Source organism: Alicyclobacillus tolerans (assembly GCF_900142255.1).
GTDB classification, from domain to species: domain Bacteria; phylum Bacillota; class Bacilli; order Alicyclobacillales; family Alicyclobacillaceae; genus Alicyclobacillus_I; species Alicyclobacillus_I tolerans.
The window spans coordinates 121,200-137,903 of record NZ_FRAF01000002.1; the positions used below are offsets into that span (position 1 = coordinate 121,200).

16 protein-coding genes are annotated in these 16,704 nt (G+C 44.8%); 12 read left to right on the forward strand and 4 right to left on the reverse strand.

All coding sequences use genetic code 11. The features are described from left to right. Positions 1-10: 10 nt before the first annotated feature. From BUA75_RS01810 to BUA75_RS01825, 4 genes are all read left to right on the forward strand, one after another. Positions 11-1,615 (forward strand): APC family permease, encoded by a 1,605-nt coding sequence (locus BUA75_RS01810; protein WP_072872869.1) that lies wholly within the window; start codon positions 11-13, stop codon positions 1,613-1,615. 167 nt (positions 1,616-1,782) lie between these two features. Then, a complete protein-coding gene (locus BUA75_RS01815) occupies positions 1,783-2,586 on the forward strand; it encodes an enoyl-CoA hydratase/isomerase family protein (protein WP_072872921.1) in 804 nt (267 codons plus the stop codon). A 21-nt stretch (positions 2,587-2,607) separates the two neighbouring features. Continuing rightward, positions 2,608-3,222, forward strand: a complete 615-nt coding sequence (locus tag BUA75_RS01820) for a flavin reductase family protein (RefSeq protein WP_072872870.1) — start codon at positions 2,608-2,610, stop codon at positions 3,220-3,222. Positions 3,223-3,269: 47 nt separating this feature from the next. After that, positions 3,270-4,358: a M24 family metallopeptidase gene (locus tag BUA75_RS01825; protein ID WP_072872871.1), complete on the forward strand. Its 1,089-nt coding sequence runs from the start codon at positions 3,270-3,272 to the stop codon at positions 4,356-4,358. 78 nt (positions 4,359-4,436) lie between these two features. Here the strand turns inward: BUA75_RS01825 and BUA75_RS01830 are convergent, their stop codons facing one another. The 3 genes from BUA75_RS01830 to BUA75_RS01840 are packed head-to-tail and all read right to left on the reverse strand — an operon-like array spanning position 4,437 to position 5,549. Then, positions 4,437-4,754 carry a DUF1811 family protein gene (locus tag BUA75_RS01830; RefSeq protein WP_238413509.1) on the reverse strand — a complete coding sequence of 106 codons (318 nt, stop codon included), beginning with the start codon at positions 4,752-4,754 and terminating at the stop codon, positions 4,437-4,439. A gap of 16 nt (positions 4,755-4,770) precedes the next feature. Continuing rightward, the gene (locus tag BUA75_RS01835) at positions 4,771-5,178 is read right to left on the reverse strand and encodes a hypothetical protein (protein WP_129583476.1); all 408 of its coding nucleotides are present in this window, start codon (positions 5,176-5,178) and stop codon (positions 4,771-4,773) included. A gap of 41 nt (positions 5,179-5,219) precedes the next feature. Continuing rightward, positions 5,220-5,549: a YtrH family sporulation protein gene (locus BUA75_RS01840; protein WP_072872874.1), complete on the reverse strand. Its 330-nt coding sequence runs from the start codon at positions 5,547-5,549 to the stop codon at positions 5,220-5,222. Between the two features lie 122 nt (positions 5,550-5,671). Between BUA75_RS01840 and BUA75_RS01845 the strand changes: the two genes are divergently transcribed. The 6 genes from BUA75_RS01845 (at position 5,672) to BUA75_RS01870 (ending at position 12,297) form a co-directional block, all read left to right on the forward strand. Beyond that, complete coding sequence (locus tag BUA75_RS01845) at positions 5,672-8,680, forward strand: DEAD/DEAH box helicase (protein WP_072872875.1); 3,009 nt, start codon at positions 5,672-5,674, stop codon at positions 8,678-8,680. Continuing rightward, positions 8,677-9,408 carry a hypothetical protein gene (locus BUA75_RS01850; RefSeq protein ID WP_072872876.1) on the forward strand — a complete coding sequence of 244 codons (732 nt, stop codon included), beginning with the start codon at positions 8,677-8,679 and terminating at the stop codon, positions 9,406-9,408. The genes BUA75_RS01845 and BUA75_RS01850 overlap by 4 nt, the downstream gene beginning before the upstream one ends. 229 nt (positions 9,409-9,637) lie before the next feature. After that, positions 9,638-10,669, forward strand: a complete 1,032-nt coding sequence (locus BUA75_RS01855; RefSeq protein WP_129583477.1) for a phospholipase D-like domain-containing protein — start codon at positions 9,638-9,640, stop codon at positions 10,667-10,669. A 66-nt stretch (positions 10,670-10,735) separates the two neighbouring features. Next, positions 10,736-11,272: a phosphatase PAP2 family protein gene (locus BUA75_RS01860; protein WP_072872877.1), complete on the forward strand. Its 537-nt coding sequence runs from the start codon at positions 10,736-10,738 to the stop codon at positions 11,270-11,272. Between the two features lie 105 nt (positions 11,273-11,377). Next, positions 11,378-11,749 carry a cupredoxin domain-containing protein gene (locus tag BUA75_RS01865; protein ID WP_072872878.1) on the forward strand — a complete coding sequence of 124 codons (372 nt, stop codon included), beginning with the start codon at positions 11,378-11,380 and terminating at the stop codon, positions 11,747-11,749. An 86-nt stretch (positions 11,750-11,835) separates the two neighbouring features. Next, positions 11,836-12,297 carry an OsmC family protein gene (locus tag BUA75_RS01870; protein ID WP_072872879.1) on the forward strand — a complete coding sequence of 154 codons (462 nt, stop codon included), beginning with the start codon at positions 11,836-11,838 and terminating at the stop codon, positions 12,295-12,297. A 58-nt stretch (positions 12,298-12,355) separates the two neighbouring features. Here the strand turns inward: BUA75_RS01870 and BUA75_RS01875 are convergent, their stop codons facing one another. Further along, positions 12,356-12,700 (reverse strand): histidine triad nucleotide-binding protein, encoded by a 345-nt coding sequence (locus BUA75_RS01875; protein WP_072872880.1) that lies wholly within the window; start codon positions 12,698-12,700, stop codon positions 12,356-12,358. Between the two features lie 290 nt (positions 12,701-12,990). Here BUA75_RS01875 and BUA75_RS01880 point away from each other — a divergent pair, with 290 nt between their 5' ends. Together BUA75_RS01880 and BUA75_RS01885 are read left to right on the forward strand one after the other, a co-directional pair. After that, positions 12,991-15,396: a 3-hydroxyacyl-CoA dehydrogenase/enoyl-CoA hydratase family protein gene (locus tag BUA75_RS01880; RefSeq protein ID WP_072872881.1), complete on the forward strand. Its 2,406-nt coding sequence runs from the start codon at positions 12,991-12,993 to the stop codon at positions 15,394-15,396. Between the two features lie 110 nt (positions 15,397-15,506). Next, complete coding sequence (locus BUA75_RS01885; protein ID WP_072872882.1) at positions 15,507-16,685, forward strand: acetyl-CoA C-acetyltransferase; 1,179 nt, start codon at positions 15,507-15,509, stop codon at positions 16,683-16,685. Positions 16,686-16,704 lie beyond the last annotated feature (19 nt).

Consider the following 16,704-nt stretch of genomic DNA (forward strand, 5'->3'; position numbering starts at 1 on the left):
GGGTGTCTCAATGGCGAGTCAAGGGAAGTTAAAAAAAGCGCTTACTTTGGCTGATTTAACCTTTTTGGGTCTTGGTGCCATAATAGGTTCTGGATGGCTTTTTGCTTCTCAGTCTGGTGCTCAATTGGCTGGTTCAGAAGCTTGGATTGCTTGGGTGTTTGGTGCCATCGCCGTTATGTTTATTGGTTTGGTATACGCTGAGTTGGGTGCTGCGTTGCCACGTACCGGAGGTATTATCCGTTACCCGGAATATACGCACGGTTCACTGGTTGGCTATATTATGGGATTCGCTTCATTGTTAGCGTATTCCAGTGTGGCTGGCATCGAGGCACAGGCTGTGCGTCAGTACGCCACGTATTATCTCCCTGGATTATCAGTAAAAGGCAGCAACAACTATACTCTAGCAGGACTCATTCTTGAGATTGCTTTCCTTGTTCTCTTCTTCTTGCTGAATTATTGGAGTGTGCAAGTTTTTGGTAAGATTAATTCTATTGTGACAGCTTTGAAATTCATTCTTCCGTTACTCACACTCATCATTTTGTTATTCAATATGCATCCGGCGAGTTTTGCGGCTGGCGGAGCAAGTCCTGGAGGAGTAAAAGGCATATTCTCTGCAGTCTCCACTGCAGGTATTGTCTTTGCATTTCTTGGATTCCGTCAAGCGATAGACTTTGCTGGCGAAGCAAAGAATCCGCAACGCAATGTTCCTCTTGCTATCATCTTGGCCATATCTCTTGGCGCTATTATTTATATTTTGTTGCAAGTTTCTTTTGTAGGCGCAATGCCTGCTGCCGATTTGACGAAAGGGTGGGCGGCAGTTAACTTTAATTCACCGTTTGCTAATTTAGCCATGACTCTTGGGTTTGGCTGGCTGGCTTCGCTGCTCTTTATTGACGCCGTTATCTCGCCAGCAGGTACAGGCAACATCTATTTGTCTTCGACAGCTCGTGTTCTCTTTGCATGGTCGCGTAACGGATATTTTTATTCTATCTTTGGTAAATTGAACAAAAAGACAGGATTGCCCAGACCAGCTCTCTGGTTAAGTTTTATCCTCTCCATTGTTTGGATTCTTCCGGGCAACTTTCACTCTTGGCAGGGACTTGTTGGCGCAGTAACTTCGGCAACTGTATTGACTTATGTATTTGGTCCGGTTTCGGCAGCGGCTATGCGGCGTGCTGCACCTGAACTCAAACGTCCATTTAGACTGGGCGGAATGAGTATCATTGCACCACTAGCATTTATTGCAGGTAGCTGGATTGTCTATTGGACAGGATGGACTGTAGACAAATTACTGATCAGCATGACCATTGGCTCTTTGGTGCTGTATCTCGCATTCATGGATAAAGGTCCAGATTCAATAACTCGCTTAAAGAGGGACTGGAAATCCGGCATTTGGGTTATCGTTTACTATTTGTTCCTTGGTGTCATGTCGTATATAGGTTCTTTTGGACCCCTGAAAAAGCCTATTATTCCGGGTCCATGGTGGGATTCAATCGTGGTTGGTGTCGGTTCGCTTGTCTTCTATTACTGGGGTGTAGCTAGCCGTCTGCGTGTTCCAGATTTCTCGACGGACAAAGAAGCAGAAGAAATTGGTGAATTGGCTGTAGAAGTATAATAGATTGAATTCTATTCGTTTCAAAATGTTAGATGCACTTAGGATATGGGGAATGTTGGGCAAGGCATATTGCGAGTATGCAATACGCCTTGCTCTTTTTTTCTGCCTTGTTTCGGTTTATTCTGAGGAATGTGAAAACAGATACATGAAGAGGGAGCGGAGTGGCTATGGAAGAGTTGAACAGTCAGTCAGTGTTACTGGAAGATGATAAGGATGGTGTACGTCTTTTGACGTTAAACCGTCCAGAGACGTATAACGCAGTGAATGGAGATCTTTCTTCTAATCTAATCAATGCTTTGCGGGCAGCTTCTGCCAATGACGCAGTGCGTGTCATCGTTTTGACCGGATCGGGCAAAGGATTTTGTAGTGGACTCGATTTAAGTACCGTTGAGTCCATGCGGCATGGGATAACACGTCATCAGTCTCTCGATCCGTTGGGGTGGGTTGGACATTTAGCGTTGGCGATTCGAGAATGTGACAAGCCAGTGATTGCAGCCATCAATGGTATAGCTGCGGGGGCGGGAATGGCGATGGCACTTGCTTGTGATTTGCGATTTATGGCTACTTCAGCCAAATTGACTACGGGATACATACGGAGAGGACTATCGCCGGATGCAGGGATGAGCTATTTCTTGCCACGTTTGATTGGTTGGACAAGAGCCAGTGAATGGATATTGTCGGGAAGAGACATATCTTCTATGGAAGCGGAACAAGTGGGCTTGGTGAATGAAGTGTTTGCTGATGGTGAGTTTATGTCCAGAGTGATGGCTTACGCTACTAATCTAGCTGAGCATGCGCCCATCGCTATGACATTGAGCAAGCGACTGTTGCACCATGCGGTCGATGCGGATTTGCAGACTCAGTTGCGGGAAGAGTACCAACTCATTCAACGATGTTTTGCTACGGAAGATGTGGCGGAAGGCGTTCGAGCGTTTTTAGAAAAGAGAAAGCCGAATTTTCAAGGTAGATAAAAAGAGAAGGGATTGGAAGGTATGGATTTTAACCCTAGTCAATTATCAGCCATAGAAAATTATCGACTTTTGATTGGTACTATCGTGCCAAGACCCATTGCGTTTGTCTCTACAGTCAGTCAAGATGGTCAACGAAATTTAGCCGCGTTTTCATTTTTTAATGGCGTCTGTCCTAAACCATTCATTGTTTCCTTTGCTCCTATGCGAAAAATGGGGAATTTAGAGAAAAAGGATACTTTGTTGAACATAGAGGAAACGGGCGAATTTGTTATTAACATTGTTTCTGAGTCTTTGGTGGAAAAAATGAATTTGACATCTCCTGAGTATGATTTTGAAGTAGATGAATTTGAAGTCGCGGGGTTAACACCAAGACCCAGCCAACGGGTAAAACCACCGGGTGTAGCAGAAAGTTTGGTGCATATGGAATGTCGCAAAGTAGATATTTTACATTTTGGCGATGAAGAAGGCGCTGGTTCATTAGTCATTGGAGAAGTGATTTTTTTACATGTAGATGACAGCGTCTATGATGGGCGACATATTTTGCTAGAAGCGTTACAGCCTGTAGCAAGGTTGGCGGGGGATGCTTATGCGAGAACGACCGATATTTTTCATCTGCCGCGTCCCAGTTTGAAATAGGCGGAGTATTTGGGTATGAAAAATTTGGTATATTTGGGGGTGCATGAATGACAACTCTCTACGAAACCAGACGTCAAAAACTTTCCCATCAGTTACATCAATGCGGTTATTCGGCGGCTATATTAGCTTCTCCAGCCAATTTATACTATTTTGCTGGCTTTTATGTGGAAGCAGGTGAACGAGTGGTTGCCCTGCTTGTTACGTCAGATGGACATTCATTTTTACTGTTGCACGAAATGTTTGCAGGCGAAGTTGCGGATCATCATGAATATGAAACCTATCGTGATGGAGAGTCTCCTTATTCACGTCTTCTTCATCAGGTGCCAGGCGATACTTTAGCTATAGACGGGCACTGGCGTTCGGCACACTTGTTGCAAATTTTAAAAGAGAACTCTTCATTGCGTCTTTTTTCAGTCGATCCGCTTGTTGAGCCGTTGCGAATGGTGAAATCTTCAGATGAACTGGATTTACTGCGAACAGCAAGCCGTATGGCAGATAAAGTGGTGGAGGAAATTCGATTCTTTTTTCATCCTGAAGCAAGTGAAGCAGAAATTGCACAGAAATTAGCGGAGTTATGGACAAAAGTGGGCTCCATGGGTATGTCTTTTCCACCTATTGTGGCTACTGCCCATCATGGTTCAGCTCCTCATCATGAGCCCGGAACCGCCAAATTGGAACATTCTACACTGATTGTCGATACCGGGGGCATTTATCAGCATTATTGCAGTGATATTACGCGCACTTTTATACTTGGTGAACCAAGTATGGAGATGCGTGAGGTTTATCAAGTGGTTTTAGCGGCTCAGCAGGCTGGTATTGAGGCGGTCCAGCCTGGGAAAAGTCTGGGTTCAGTGGATGATGCTGTGCGGCAGGTCATTGAAAGTGCTGGATATGGTGCGTATTTCACACATCGTACGGGTCATGGAGTGGGTATTGATATTCATGAAGCGCCTTTTGTCATGCAAGGAAATGAACAAATCATTGTTCCAGGAATGGTTATGAGCATAGAACCAGGGATCTATTTACCTGGAAAATTTGGCGTTCGTATCGAAGATTTGGTTGCTGTAAGAGAAGATGCTGTAGAAGTATTGAATCAAGCCTCTAAATCGTTAGAAGCTATGCTGATCAATTTTTAAGTCGGGGCGGGCGGTCAGGTATTTTTTGAAGCAAATAACTCGCTCACGGATCATCTAAGCAACCGTGAGCGAGTTCTTTTACTCTTCTATTTCTTCAAGTCGGGCAATAGGTAGAGCTTCCGTTTCTCCTGTCGATTCGCGAAACCCCCAGGCCATGACTCCTTCCAGGCCTGTCACGGTAAACCATTCATTGATTTCTTCGGCAATTTTATATGTTTTACCTACCTCCACTTGATTTTCTGGAAGCATCTCATACGATTTAGCCAGATACCATTGGGTCATGTAAACTTCATAGGCACTCCAATTTTGTTCATCAAACGCACGTTGTCCTTTTTCTTGCAGCAATTTCATTTCTTTTTGCAATTCTTCTTTCGACATTTCACTAAATAACGCCACTATGTTCACTCCACTATTATGCCGCAGGACTAGCCCGCAACTGCACATAAATGACTTCGCCAAGTACCACCATTGTCACTCGAATTTGGTATTTTCGACCCAGGGCCATAAAAGTTTGCCCATTAAGAATACGCTCGGGAATGGTGGGACTACGCATGAGGATGTCCAATTCCCGGCCAATTAAAAAAGTGAGTTGTTCTTTGGCGTAGCGCGATCCAATCATGGCTACGGCTTCATTGTTGCCTGGAACTGAACATTCCACACGAATGCTCTGTATCAGAGTTTGCGAAGGATTATGCAGTTGAACATACATCCGCGCATTTTCTTCTTTGAGTTCACTGATAATGATGTTAGACTTTGCAGCCTTCAGATACAAGTCATTGATTTCACGACTTTGCATAACAAAGAGTGTTAGAGCCCCCATGAGTAAGCCGAGACAAAACCAAGCGAGGCGTTCTCTTACTTTCAAAGAATATCACTTCCAGCCAGGAAACGTATCAAAAGATACCCTGCTTGGCAACCAAGCAATGCTGCGAATAGATAGGTGGCTTGTCGCATGAGAGGCCCTAGATTCATCCCAAACAAACTGACTTCCAAAACGCGAAGCGTATCCATGGTTCCGCCAAGTGTCGTAACTAGTGCCCAGATTTTTAGTTGTTCAGCGAGATCGAGCATGGTTGTCAAAGGGGGGCGTGAGTGGGTGAGAATCGTGGCTAAACCTCCGCATAGGCTACCTCCTACCACAAGTCCCATGGCTACAAAAAAGTCTATGACCCAGGTGGTGATAATGCTCATTCTAAGGTCAACTCCCGTTTCTTTTAGGCTCATGTATTTATTTTTACGACAGAGAAAAGGGACATAGAATCGTTAAATCGTGGTAAGATGGAATAATCAGCTTTGAAACGAGAGGGTAGAAGATGACGCAAATTGCAACGGATGGCTTGTCCTGGAAATTATATGCTAACCCTGTCACCTATCGATGCGGCAGTAATATCCAGAAGCCAGGAAGCGTTGTCTGGAGGGACGAGTTAACAGGTATTTCACATTCCTGTACACTCGACGATTATTTAAACACCAAGGAAAGGGACGATTCCTGGATTGATGCGTGCCTGCAATTGGCAGAAAGCCTCCTCAAGGATGAGGAAGTTTGTGCTTTTGCAGTACCGGTGACTGCGTCGCTTTTAGATACATTTCAATTAGCGCGACAAATTGCAGCACGTGACGATGCTGTTCCAAATCTCTATTTGCAAGGGCAACCGTTTGTGGGGCTGTGGTTGCCAACATGGCGAAATCCTGTGGCAAGAAGTATTCGTCGCAGGATTATTAGCAGTGTAGCTGTTTTGATGGAATCTAGCCAACCGCTTGTGGATGCAATGCAGTTAGTGGACACCGTGCTTTTGGAGATCATTCGTTGGTTTATACAAAAATTTGCAACTGGAGTTGCAGAGACACCCAATGCTGCTAATCGAACCTATAATTATCGAGTGCTTTATCGAGGCGAACAGGAGATATTGAATGCTTGGCAAGAAGCGCTTTCACAACCTTATCAGAAACTGTTTGCGGCAGATGGCTGGCTGCTTTGCAGAGCGTTGCGCCAAGAAATTGAAGGTTCCGCATGGGGAACCGATGAGCTCGGGGATACTTCAGGGAGTGCTTTTTATCGCTTGGGATTTGCTTTGCGGCCACCTGTTGCGCCCTCGGATATTTGGCAACTGCAATTTGAATGGGTTCATCGGTTTTGGCCTGAAGAAAGAGTATCCATGTCTGAATTATACACTTCACAAAAACGTGAGGGACTGTTTGGAAAAGACTACTTGCAACATCCGGAGACTTGGGTTTGGCAGCAACTTTATCAAGCGGCTCAGATTGATCCTGCAATAGCAAAATCCCTTTCTGAAGCAGTACCTACATGTGCAGAAATTGCCTCACAATATTTACTGGAATGGATTGACCAAATCCTGCCCGCTTTACGTTCCGCTGGCTTTCCTGTGCGTGTGGAAGGGTTGGCTGAGATAGCAAAGGACATACAAATACGCGTACAGGTACAGTCAAGTGTTAAAAAGAAAACAGGCCGTGTAACTGGCGGATCGACCAAATCTGTAGTCCCGGCGCTTCCGTTGGTTGAGTTTGACTGGACAGTAGTTATTGACAATCAAGTCATATCGCGTAAAGAATTCATGAATTTAGTAGAAGAGAAAAAATCACTACTGCAGTTGCAGGGTGTGTGGAAAATTATACCGATTGAAGAGATACTTGAACGGATTCGTTTGGCTGGTTTAGAAACAGATGGAAAAGAAACCGCAAGTACGCTTCAAATGGCGCAAGCCGCCCTATTGCAGGATTCTTTATCAGATGAGCAGATTCAATTTGAGTTTGAATTTGCAGAAGGGGCAAGCACAGCCAGTCGCATATTGAAGATGCTTGTGCAAGCAGGAGATCCACCGCTTCTTCCAACACCTAAATCTTTTGCAGGTAGATTACGAACTTATCAAATAAAAGGTTTTTCTTGGCTCTGCTATCTTCGTAACATTCCTTGTGGAGCCTGTCTTGCGGATGATATGGGTCTAGGCAAAACCATTCAGGTCATTGCTTACTTACAACATATTGCAGAGAGTGGCGATTCTCAGGGAATCCATTTGTTGGTCTGTCCCACATCGCTTCTGCAAAATTGGAAATCCGAATTAAGACGGTTTGCACCAGGATTTCAATTTTATATTCATCATGGACCCACGCGTAGAGAACATCTTGATGCGAGTGAATTGCAAAAGCAAGGGATTCAAATGGTGATTACCACGTATACAGTTTTGGTACGTGATCAAGCAGAATTTGAAAATATTTCATGGGATTCGGTGATTTTGGACGAAGCTCAAAACATCAAAAATTTGCATACCAAACAAGCTCAAGCTGCGGCGCGTTTGCATGCTTATCATCGCATTGCTCTTACTGGCACACCTGTAGAAAATCGCTTGGAAGAACTCTGGTCGCTATTCTCCTTTATTAATCCTGGATATCTCGGATCAAGGCATTGGTTTCTCCAGCAATTTGATTTTTCTGTCCAAGCGAATGAAGCAAACGAGAAGCATCCAGCGGCGGTGCGCTTGCGCCGTTTATTATCACCTGTCCTGTTGCGTAGGCGCAAAAGTGATCCTGCGATTCGTGAAGAGTTGCCGATGAAATGGGAAAGTGTTGAGTATGCCCTGCTGACCACCGAGCAGGCGGCTCTTTACCAAGCTGTGATTGATCAATTATTTGGTCGTTTGCCAAGTGCTGCAGGTATGTCACGACGTGGACAGATCTTAGCGTCTTTAGTTCGGCTCAAACAAATTTGTGATCATCCTGCACTTGTATTAGGTGGGGCAGTCGATGTGAAACGTTCCGGTAAGCTCAAACTTTTGATGGAACGCCTGCAGGAGGTTGCTGAAGAGTCGGAAGCAGCGCTGATTTTCACTCAGTTTAGAGAAATGGGTGAACTGCTTACAACAGCTATTGAACAGCAATTTGGTAAGCGTCCTTTTTTCTTGCACGGTGGATTAAATGCCCGGATGCGCGGTGAGATGGTGGAGCAGTATCAATCGGGGCGCAGTGTTTCTCCCTTTTTCATCCTTTCATTGCGTGCTGGTGGTGTAGGGTTGAATTTAACGCGAGCCAATCATGTATTTCATTTTGACCGATGGTGGAATCCTGCCGTAGAAGATCAAGCGACCGATCGCGTTCATCGGATGGGGCAAACACGGGATGTTCAGGTGCATAAATTAGTTTCGGCAGGTACTCTTGAAGAGCGAATTGATGAGATGCTCAGAAAAAAGCGGGGATTGTCGCAGGCAATAGTCGGTGGCTCAGAGCATTGGCTTACGGAAATGGGCAATCAGGAACTACAAGAACTGTTTCGCCTGGACAACAGCCTGGTTTGGGGGGACGAAGATTGAAAGCCAGACAGGATGGGCAAGCAACCATCGAGCGCCTTTGGAAGCCGCTTTTTGCCGCGATCGATAAAAGCCGGTTGCGCAGAGCCAAAACAGGATTCAAGCAAGGAGAAATTGTCCAATTGCGGTTTTCAAGTGGTGAATGGCTGGGGTCGGTTGCTTTGGCGAGCGGTTATCGGCGCATTGAACAGTTTCATCTACCGGCGCTTGGCGACTGGCGTCCATACGCTTCTCATATGGCCAAGTGGCTTGCTCGACGGCCTGATTGGTATGCTGAATTGCTGAGTGGCGTGTGGGGAGGGGAATGGCTGGATTGGCTTGAGCATGCGGGCTTGCCAGTGGTTCCTAATGAACAGACAGTTCATCTTTGGCGGCAGAAAGCTCATTGTACATGCGAGGATGGGGATCCATTTTGTAGACATGTTTTGGCAGGGTTTTTGTTTATTGTAGAAGAAATGCAAGCGTCTCCTATTGATTCTTTTCGCTTCTTCGGTCTTCATGTACAGGATTTTCAGGATAGTGTTCATCAAGCTATGCACAAACTTTGGCAAGAACAGTTTCCAGACGGGAAAATTCGAGATGGTGACTCTGTACATAGCAGTGCAGAAATTTTAGACAATGTGCCTTGGGAAAATCTGAAATCTGATACACCTTTAGACTTCCTCAAGACATCGCGACGTTTCCGATTACTTTTTGAAAATGCGGAACCTGTCTATTTGAACAAAAAATAAATTTGCCAAAAGTCTCTAGTAACCTTTATGAAATACGGTAGCTTTCATGGCCAACGCTATATATGCGTGAAAGCGCAAGTCATTGAATTGAATGGCCATCTTCTATGCAAAAACTTCTTATAATTTTGTGAAATTATGTAAAATGAAAAGGTGATCAACGATGATTGCCGAACTTATCTTCAGCGCAAATTTAAAGTAGGTCGACCTGCTAGGTGAAGGTGTAGGCTGTTTGGGTCCATTTAAGTTTAGACGCATCGTTCAAACCACTCTATGTATGTTTTTTACGTTATTTCTGGTAGCCTGTGGTACGGAAACGCATCGCTATGAAGAATTTTCGATTCCTCCTGTCACTGAGAAACATTTGACACTTCTCTGGAAGACTGACATACGAAATGTAGCTCTGCAGATGATTGACCATGCCCAACACATATCTTATCTAGACATTTACGAATTGTCCGATCCGGAGATTCTTCAGGCGTTGGCGGAAGCTAAACGCCGTGGAGTCGATGTGCGTGTCGTCATCGATTCCACGGAAAAAAGTTCTCAACAAATGGCTCTCCCTTATCTGGAAAATAACAATGTACCAGTAAAATCGTTACACATTTCTGGTGGCATTTCGCATGTTAAAATGTTGCTCTGTGATGGTGAAGCACTTTTGGGCGGAATGAATTTCGGTCAAACATCTTGGACCAATAATGACGCTTCTGTCTATTTTCCTTATGCTTCTCAGTCTTTTCTTTCACTTTTTCTCTTTGATTGGCAACGGGCAGGTGGCTACCCAGCACAAGCGCCTGTAACGGATTCTTTGCTTATTTACGACCGTTCTATTGAGCCTGCAATGTTAGAGGCTCTGTCTAGTGCTCATCAAATTGTGCAGATAGAAGCGTTTGATTTGTCCAGTAGAGAGATCATTCGCGCTTTAGAAAGTGATTTGTCGCGAGGAGTTCAGGTTGAGATTTTATTGGATCCTAACGAACGATATTCGCGCCGAGCTGCCAGTCAGTTGCGGCAAGCGGGGGCAACGGTTCGTTACTATCGTCCATATCAAGGAGAATTGATGCATGCTAAAATTTTAGATATTGATGATGGCAAGATAATTTTTATTGGCAGTTGCAACTTTAGTTATCAGGCGTTTAATAAAAATCATGAAGTAGATGTACTGCTGGAGGATATGCCAAAGTTTTCTGCGTCCATTCAAGAAAATCTGCTTCATCAAATGGTTCGAGGGAGCGATTCACCACAGCCAGACCATATTTTTTAATTGATTTGTAGTTCTTGATTGTTCATTTAGGAGGGTATTACGCTGCAGGCGGTATTCAATATTGATTTGCCAGTAGCCAAGTGGCTATCTGATAAAGTTGGCCGGATAGCTTGGATAGATGGATGGATGAAAGTTATAGCCAAGTGGAATCCAATGCTGATACTGTTCATTATTTTTTTGCTGAATATGGGGTTTGGATTGTCCAATCGGCCTTGGTTCCATCATTCTCTGTTATCGCTTGATTTGGTAGCTATTCTCAGTGCCGTTCTAGGAAGATTGTTGAATCACCCTATTAGCCATTGGATTAGCCGCAAACGACCGTTTGAAGAACAGTACATGCGTTCTCTGCTGGATCACGACCCTGGAGAATCATTTCCAAGCAATCATGCAACGGGTGCTTTTGCGCTGGTCATACCTTTTATATTTGTTCCAGGATATGCATTGGTTTTATTAGTGCTTGCTATTCTTCTGGCTTTTTCACGGATTTACTGTGGTCTGCACTATGTCAGTGATGTGTGGGCAGGAGCGTTGACAGGGATGGGACTTTCTTTTATTGGCCTGTTTGTGCTCTCTCTGCTGCCGAGTACTACAATCATGCAGTGAGGAAAAAATTGCATGATTGGACATGGAATTGATGACTTTCGTCCAAGCTAACAACATTCCCTAAGATATGTCGGGAATCATGCCGATAAAAGGAGTGTTTGTTGATTGCTACGGACCATCACTTCCATACTTTGTCTTACCTTTCTTTCTACAGCATTCAATCATCCAGCTGTTAAAATGTCTGCGGTGGCGAATTCTGCCTTAGTTCAAGTAGTCATCACGGATAAGCAAATTCGTCCCTCATTCATTCGTGCAGTCGAATCTGAACCATTAAAATTGCATATTGAGAATCGTGGGAAGTCAATTCACAATCTTGTTATCCCGGCTTTCTATATTTTTACGCAAAACCTTCGTCCTGGAGAATCAGTCGATGTGTCATTTTCTCCCGAAAAGACGGGACTATTTGATTACTATTCAGATAAAAACAGCATTCCTGAACCTGCATTGAAAGGAAAGCTGCAAGTGGTGGAGAAGTAGTTGCAGGAATGGAGAAATTTTTCTATGCCCGTATGGCTAGAGAGTTGTGAAGATAAAAGTTTGATAGGCTGCAGGAGGGCATTAAAATGGAAATGAAAGTGCAGGCTAAATGGCTCGGGCAAAGGCATTTTCAAGCGGAAGGTCCGTCTGGAAATACGGTGTATATGGATGCTAGCCGTGAAGACGGTGGTACCGGACAAGGAAATCGGCCAATGGAGCTGCTTTTAATGGGGCTTGTTGGCTGCACTGGGATTGATATGAGTTTAATCTTAGAGCGTATGCGACAACCGGTCAAACAGATGCATATTGAAGCAGTAGGACATCGTCGCGAAGAAAGACCGCAGGCGTTTACGGAAATTCATTTGACCTACTATTTGGAAGGAGACTTGCAACCAGCTAAAGTTTGGCGTGCCATTCATTTAAGTGAAGAAAAATACTGTTCTGCCAGCGCCTCCTTAAACGCAAAGATTGTGCCGCATCTGATGTTGAACGGCAGTGAAATTCCTCCTCTGGATATTGTTGAAGCGGAAGAACACCTCCCGGATTAAAAGCTCGGGAGGTGTTTCGTATTTATCTAACTATGGCGGATGATACAGATTTCATGGGTTAACCTGGCGGCCAACCGAGTTGTCGGCCGCCGAGTAGATGATAATGTAAATGTTCGACGGTCTGTTGTCCGTGGAAACCGATATTGGTTACGATTCGGTAACCTTGTTTGGAAATTCCTTCTTGTTCGGCAATTTTCGGGATAACTTCGGCAATATCAGCGACTGCCTGAGAATTACTGGCGTTAATTTGCTGGGCAGAAGCGATATGCTCTTTTGGAATAATCAAGATATGTACGGGCGCCTGCGGCCGGATATCGCGAAAGGCTAAAACTTTTTCTGTTTCAAAGACTTTCTCGGAAGGGACGTCGCCTGTGATTATTTTGCAAAATAAGCAGTCGGCCATTTGTACCATCCTTTCTGTAATTTTATCTGAGATAAAGCATACCATTAAAACTTGTAAAACTTACAATCAAAGTTCTGTCTATCCATTCAGAAAACAAATTGTAAGCAGAAATTTTTTTCTTTTCAAATCAAACTTCTTTCCATTTAGAACTGTTCATAAGAGTGTAGGCGTGGTAAGATAAGAATAGTTAATCTACCGACTGGTCGGTCCGTAATGTAGGATCGAAAGAAGGGCCGAGTCCTCAGAAAAAGAGGGCGTTATACAGCTCGTAAAGTGAGGAGGCAATCAGCGTGGGTTTCTCAGTTAAAAAAGCTGCAGTTCTAGGTGCTGGCGTAATGGGCGCCGCAATTGCTGCTCATCTGGCCAATGTAGGCATTCCTGTTCTGCTGCTCGATATTCTGCCTAAGGAGTTGACAGAAGAGGAGAAAAAGAAAGGGCTGACACTGTCATCTTGGCAAGTGAGGAATCGTTTTGCCTTAAAGGGATTGGAAACTGCAAAAAAATCCAAGCCAGCAGCCTTTTATACAACAGAAGACTCTCATTTGGTTGAAGTTGGGAACCTAACCGATCATTTGGAGCGTCTTAAAGAGTGTGACTGGGTGATTGAAGCCGTTATAGAAAATTTGGCGATTAAAAAGCAGGTTTTGCAGAGTGTCGCTCAGGTTGTTGGGGATGAGACGATTGTTTCCACGAATACGTCTGGTATTTCCATCGCGGCTATGTCAAGTGACTGTCCTTTGTCTTTTCGACAGCGTTTTCTTGGTACACATTTCTTCAATCCTCCCCGCTATATGAAATTGCTTGAAATTATCCCTGGTCCAGATACGTTGCCAGAAGTTGTAACATATATGACTGAATTCGGAAGTCGGGTTCTGGGCAAAGGCGTGGTTTTGGCCAAAGATACACCCAACTTTATTGCCAATCGGATTGGCACTTATGGGTTGATAGCTACTCTGCAGGCTATGGAGAAGTTTGGCTTTGGTGTGGATGAAGTAGATGCTGTCACTGGTCCGGTGCTAGGGCGCCCTAAAAGTGCTACATTTCGTACTTTAGATTTGGTTGGGCTCGATACTTTTGTTCATGTGGCAAAAAATGTTCAAGAGTCAGTCAGCAATGAGCAAGAAAAAGCAGCATTTGCTCTACCTGACTATATTCTCAACATGGTTGAGAAAGGCTGGATTGGCGAGAAGAGTGGACAAGGTTTTTTTAAGAGGGAGAAAACATCGACTGGTAAAGAGATATTTGCGCTTGATCTCCACACTCTCGAATATCGTCCTCGTAAAAAGGTTAAGTCTTCCTCTTTTGAAGTAGCGAGATCGGCCAAAACACTGCCGGAAAAAATCCGCGCACTCGCTTATGGCAAAGACCAAGTTTCACTTTTTGTTTGGGAAATATTGAAACGAGTTTTACTGTATACAGCAGAAAGACAAGAGGAAATTGCAGATTCCATCCTGGCTGTAGATGAAGCTATGAAATGGGGCTTCAATTGGGAATTAGGCCCTTATGAAACATGGGATATTCTTGGGCTCAAAGAATCGGTAGAACGGATGCGCAGTGAGGGAGAACGCATACCAGAGTTTGTTGAGCAGTTACTCAAGAGCGGATGTACCTCTTTTTATCAGCAAGAAGCTTCACAAAACAACCGATTCTATGTAGGAAATGGTGAGTATCGGCAGATTGAAGAGCAACCTGAGCAAATTTCTCTGCAAAAATTAAAGTTGCAAGGTAAGCTCATTAAGAAAAATACGGGTGCCAGTCTTGTGGATATTGGAGATGGAATAGTATGTCTTGAATTCCATTCATTAAAACAAGCTATTGGAACAGATGTCACCCAGATGATTCGCTTTGCAACTCAGGAAGTGGAACGTAATTGGGATGGTTTGGTCATTGGTAACGAAGCTCCGAATTTCTGTGTTGGCGCCAATTTGATGATGATGCTCATGGAAGCTCAAGATGAAAATTGGGATGATTTGAATCTTGCTGTTCATGAGTTTCAACAGACGCTCTATCAGTTAAAGTATTTGCCCAAACCTGTTGTTGCCGCTCCGTTTGCTTTGGCGCTTGGCGGAGGCGCTGAAGTTTGTTTTCCTGCCGATCGCGTTCAAGCATCAGCCGAAACCTATATGGGACTTGTGGAGGTAGGTGTGGGCCTGATTCCTGGCGGAGGCGGAAATAAAGAATTGTTAATCCGTGCAATCGAGAATGTGCCACAGCAACTGGGAGACCGTTTGGATAATTATGTGCGTACGGTTTTTGAAACCATTGCTCTAGCAAGAGTTTCGACGAGTGCCAAAGAAGCGCGTAAGTTAGGATTCCTTCGTCAGACGGACGGAATTTCTGTCAATCGTGATTATTTATTACATGATGCCAAAGTCATAGCCAGAAGTATGGCGGATGCTGGCTATCAACCTCGCCAAGAGCGGCCCATACCTGTAGTGGGGCAAGCCGGTGCAGCTCTGCTGCGGACGGGAGTTTATGGCATGAAATGGGCTGGGCAGATTTCTGATCACGATGCCAAGATTGCCGACAAATTGATTCATGTTCTGACTGGCGGTGATTTGCCGCGCGGTACATTGGTGTCTGAACAATACTTACTCGATTTGGAGCGAGAAGCATTCCTCAGTTTGATTGGTGAGCCGAAGACACAGGCTCGTATGCAGCACATGTTGCAAACGGGTAAACCGCTGCGCAACTAATTGTTGCAGTTGCTACCTATAGAGCTAGTTGGGCTTTATGCATGCAGTGTAGAGATGCCTGGCTGCTCAGAAATAAACGCAGGAGATTTGCAAAGTGAGGAGGCATTGATATGAGAGAGGCAGTCATTGTAGCGGGAGCACGAACTGCGATTGGCAAGGCGCCTAAAGGGTCACTCAAGAATGTTCGTCCGGATGATTTGGGTGCGGCAGTCGTAAAACGGATTTTGCAAGATACTCAAGGCGTAGCCAATGAAGAAATTGATGATGTGTTGATAGGATGTGCTATTCCAGAAGCTGAACAAGGAATGAACGTTGCGCGCATTATTGCCATCAATGCCGGGTTGCCAACAAGTGTACCAGGCGCGACTGTCAACCGATTCTGTTCTTCAGGTGTTCAGACAATAGCTATGGCAGCCCAGTCGATTATGAGTGGTATGAATGATGTCGTGATTGCTGGCGGCGTCGAGAGTATGAGTTTAGTGCCCATGGGTGGATATAATATTTCGCCTAACCCTCGGTTGGTTCAAGAATTTCCAGAAATTTATATGCCGATGGGACATACAGCTGAGCGTGTTGCGGAGCGGTTTGGTATATCGCGAGAAGATCAGGACGCTTTTGCGCTGCGCAGTCATCAACGAGCCATTGCTGCTATAGACAGCGGCAAGTTTCGAGATGAAATTGTGCCTATTTCAGTAAAGACTTCTCGTGTCAATGATGAAAATAAGTTGATTACAGAAGAATTTGTTTTTAATACCGATGAAGGTCCGCGGCGTGATACTTCACTTGAAGCTCTTGGAAAATTGCGCCCAGCGTTTAGTGTCAGGGGTACAGTTACTGCAGGTAATGCCTCGCAGACGAGTGATGGCGCAGCAGCTGTCCTTATGATGTCAGATACTCGTGCTGCTGAACTCGGTTTGCAGCCTTTAGGTATATTCCGTTCATTTGCTGTCGCTGGTGTTGATCCTGATGTCATGGGGATTGGACCTATTGCAGCTGTTCCTAAAGCGCTCGCGAAAGCGGGGCTTTCACTGCAGGATATCGATTTGATTGAGCTTAACGAAGCGTTTGCTTCGCAAGCTATACAGGTGATTCGCCATCTGGGAATGGACGAAGAACGTGTCAACGTCAATGGAGGAGCTATAGCGCTCGGTCACCCAATGGGCTGCACAGGAGCTCGTTTGACAGTAACTATTTTGAATGAGCTCAAGCGCCGTAAGGGTCGCTATGGATTGGTAACGATGTGTATCGGCGGCGGTATGGGTGCGGCTGCAGTCATAGAGCGCGTATAAAACCATATGAAATAATATA